The sequence below is a fragment of the Microcoleus sp. Pol12A5 genome, from assembly GCF_036701435.1.
Classification (GTDB): domain Bacteria; phylum Cyanobacteriota; class Cyanobacteriia; order Cyanobacteriales; family Microcoleaceae; genus Microcoleus.
Map to the genome: position 1 here is coordinate 1 of NZ_JAUBQU010000230.1, position 4,175 is coordinate 4,175.

The 4,175-nt window shown below is 48.9% G+C and carries 1 protein-coding gene; it reads right to left on the minus strand.

The genetic code is table 11. The features are described from left to right. A partial coding sequence (locus QUA45_RS28110; protein ID WP_333223169.1) for a DUF4347 domain-containing protein occupies positions 1-4,175 on the minus strand: 4,175 nt, incomplete at both ends.

Consider the following 4,175-nt stretch of genomic DNA (forward strand, 5'->3'; position numbering starts at 1 on the left):
ACCGCCGCTCGGTTCTGCTACAGTGCCGCCACCGCCGCTCGGTTCTGCTACAGTGCCGCCACCGCCGCTCGGTTCTGCTACAGTGCCGCCACCGCCGCTCGGTTCTGCTACAGTGCCGCCACCGCCGCTCGGTTCTGCTACAGTGCCGCCACCGCCGCTCGGTTCTGCTACAGTGCCGCCACCGCCGCTCGGTTCTGCTACAGTGCCGCCACCGCCGCTCGGTTCTGGCGCTACATCGTTATCCGTAATCGCCACTGTCACCCCTGGAACCACAACCCCATTATACTTAGCATCACCCTCGCTCACACTATGAGTGATATTACCGCTGTGCGCGCCTTCGACAACTGCATCGTCAACAGCTTTCACCGTAACGGTTTTAGCGACATTCCAATTATCCGCAGTGAAAGTCACAGGGGCGATCGCCTCTATCTCATTACCTGTTGTGAGAGTGATAGTTACAGGGGCGATCGGCTGCGATGTTAATTTGATGTCATAACTGCCATCCGCGCCGCCTTCTGTAGCAGTTGTTTGCGTGGGAGAAATGCTGACACCTGCTGTGTCGTTGTCGGTAATCGCTACACTGACATCCTGAATTGTTGTGCCGCTATACTTAGTGTCGGTACTGGTAATAGTGTGAGCGATCGTGCCCGTGTGCGTGCCTTCGGCTTTGCTATCGTCGGTAGCGGTGACTGTGACTGTTTTGGCAGCATTCCAGTTAGTGCTGTCAAAGATAACAGGGGCGATCGCATTTATTTCACTTCCGGCATTAAAGTTAATGGTAACAGGGGCGATCGGCTGCGATATTAATTTGAGATCATAACTGCCCGCGGCCGCGCCTTCTGTAGCAGTTGTTTGCGTGGGAGAAATGCTCACACCTGCTGTGTCGTTGTCGGTAATAGCTACATTTACATCCTGAATAGCCGTGCCGCTATACTTAGTGTCGGTACTGGTAACAGTGTGAGCGATCGTGCTGCTGTGCGTGCCTTCGGCTTTGCTATCGTCGGTAGCGGTGACTGTGACTGTTTGGGGAACATTCCAGTTACTGCTGTCAAAGATAACAGGCGCGATCGCATTTATTTCACTTGGGGCATTAAAGTTAATGGTAACAGGGGCGATCGGCTCGGACGTTAACTCGATCGCATAACTGCCCGTCGCGCCGCCTTCTGTAGCAGTTGTTGCCGTGGGAGTAATAGAAATACCAGCCGTATCATCGTCCTTATTGCTGAGGCTAACATCCGCTACATCTAGGTTGTTGTAAATCGGATCTGTACTAACAGTAACCGCCGTGAGAATCTTGTAGCCAATATCGCCGTCAGCAATGCTATCGTTAAGCCCTGTTACTGTCACCGGCTGCGGTGTATTCCAGGTAGCCGTAGTGAAAGTTAAGCTATTAGTCGAAACAGTTCCCTCGGCAAGATTATCTGTGTTCAAGCCGATAGTCACATCAGCAGTCGGCTGAGTATTTAGAACCACAGTAAAGTTAGCAGGAGTGCCATCTTCACCAGTAGTTAATCCCGCCGTCGGATTCACCGTAATTCCCGGAGTTTCATTGTCACTGTTGGTGACGGTGACATCTTCAGGATCGAGGTTATTGTAATTAACATCGGTACTCACAGCCGCAGCCGTGACAATTTTGTAAGGTAGAGGGCCATCAGCTACCAAATCGTCAACACCATTCACCGTTATTGGTTGCGGTTGATCGTAGTTAGCCGTAGTGAAAGTTAAGCTCTCCGTTGAAACTGTTCCTTCTGCAACATTGTCACTCCTCAAACCGATGGTAACGTCAGCAGTTGGTGCAGCGTTTAATTTGACTGTAAATTCTGCCTTACCGCCAGCTTCGGTTGTTGATATTGCCTTTGGAGTGACAGTGATGCCGGCAGCGTCATCATTTTTGATAGTAGCCGTAGCGGTAGCCGTCGCAATAGTCGGTGCGCCACCCGGTGAAACTGAATTTGATAAAGTAATGGCAACAGTTTCATCCGGTTCTATATTGCCATCTCCCAACAGATCCAAAGTAATAGTTTTGGATGTTTCACCCTCGGCAAAACTGATTTTACCAGTGGCAGCAGTTGCCCCAGAAGTGCCGCCGATATTGTTGTAATCAGTGCCGTTTGTCGCAGTGCCGATAATAGCATAATCTACGGTACTCCAAAGTTCTGTGCTACCGCTGCGAGTAATAGTAAATGTGGCAGGATTAGCGCCGGAATTCCCTTCGGTCACGGTGGGATTCTCGGCGATAATTGAGTAAGAACTCTTCCTATCCAATATTGACAATTTAACTTGACTCGTAGCGCCAGCAACACCGCCTGTAATCGCACCCAAATTGAGAACTAACTGTTCGTTACTGTCAACGATGTTGTCAGCCTTGATGGTAACTGCCACAGTTTGAGTGAGTGCAGCACCTGTCGCCCCGGCAGGGAAAGTAACAGTAGTAGGTGAAATTGTGTAATCAGCATCTTGAGTAGCTGTGCTACTGGGGTCGAGGACAATTGGTACAACTACATCGGTGAGGGGTGTGCCGCCCAGAGTAAGAGTGACATTAATTACTGTGTCGGTAGCGTCTTCATTAACAGGGATGATGTTGCTGTATTTGGAAGTGTCAAAATTTACCGTATTCGGTGTATTTAGCAGTACAGAAACGTTGTCTGAACCGCTGTTCGCTACGGCCAAATCCGGGAGAGTGTCAGCATTAAAGTTGCCTGCAATAATGGAATTTGGATCGGTGCCCGCAGTAAAGTTAATGGGTGTACTAAAACCGCCATTGCCGTTGCCTACTAAAATTGATGCGCCGCTGGTTCCTGTTACTGCTAAGTCAAGTCTGCCATCTCCGCTAAAGTCTTTCACCACAATGCCGTTAAGCCCTGCCCCTGCGTTAACAGTAGTGGCCGGGCCAAAGCCACCAGTGCCATTTCCCAATAGAATTGACACACTGTTAGAACCGCCGTTAGCTGTGGCTAAGTCGAGGAAATTGTCTCCGTTAAAGTCCCCAGTGGCGATCGAATTTGGAGTTGGCACACCCCCAAAATTAGTAGCTGCACCAAATCCGCCCGTACCATTTCCTAACAGAATTGAGACATTATTAGAGAAGCTGTTGGCAACGGCTAAGTCAGGTACACTGTCAGCATTAAAGTTGCCTACAACAACGGAACCAGGAATGGAACCAACATTGAAATTAGTGGCAGCCCCAAAGTAACCAGCACCATTTCCCAACAAAATTGAGACACTACCAGAAGCACCTTGAGGGTTAGCGTTTACCACCGCTAAATCGAGGAAAGTGTCCGCGTTAAAGTTTCCGACAGCTATTGAAAGGGGAGTATTACCCACATTGAAATCATTGCCTACATAGAAGCCACCCGTACCATTTGCTAACAGAATTGAGATATTACTATTACTACTATTTGCTACGGCTAAGTCGGGGAAATTGTCATCGTTAAATAATCCCGATGTGACGGAAACGGGACCTAAACCTACGGCAAAGTTGGTAGCTGTGCCAAAACCCCCTGTGCCATTCCCTAACAAAATTGAAACGTTGTCGTCATTCAGATTTGTCACTACCAAGTCTGGGAAGGTATCAGCGTTGAAATCCCCTACATTAATACCTTTGGGACTTGTACCCACGCCAAAATTTGTAGCTGCACCAAAACTATTCAAAACATACTCGTAACCCGCTAACACTTCGGGTTCAAATACCAGCGGCGTTTTTATTTTCCCGGTTCTGACTTCCAGTTCCCAGTCCCCGCCTTTGGCTACACTTCCCGTGAGGTTTTGGGAAGCTGCAACACTAGCCCCGGTTAACTCACTCAAGCGTTTGATAAATGCTTTACCTATCTCGCCTGCTGCTACTGAACACCCGTATAGCAGGATATTCGGTCGATTTTTGCTCCTTGAGTCGGTTCGTGGCGAAAACCACTGCTGTAGAGAATCCCGATCGCACTCTATATCATCTAAACTCAAGTTACCGTCGCCGAGTTGCAAGCTGCCCGGAGCACCGTGAGAAACAATGTGAAGGCTGTCAATATTTGTCCGAAGAGCTAAAATTTGAGTAATTTGGTCGATCGCATCCCGGTTCCCATCCAAAACGACTACTTCCGTACCCGCTTTTACCCCAGCAATCAGACTTTGATAATTTTCTACTTGAGTGTCAATAAAGGCGATCGCACTTGAAGAAACTTGAA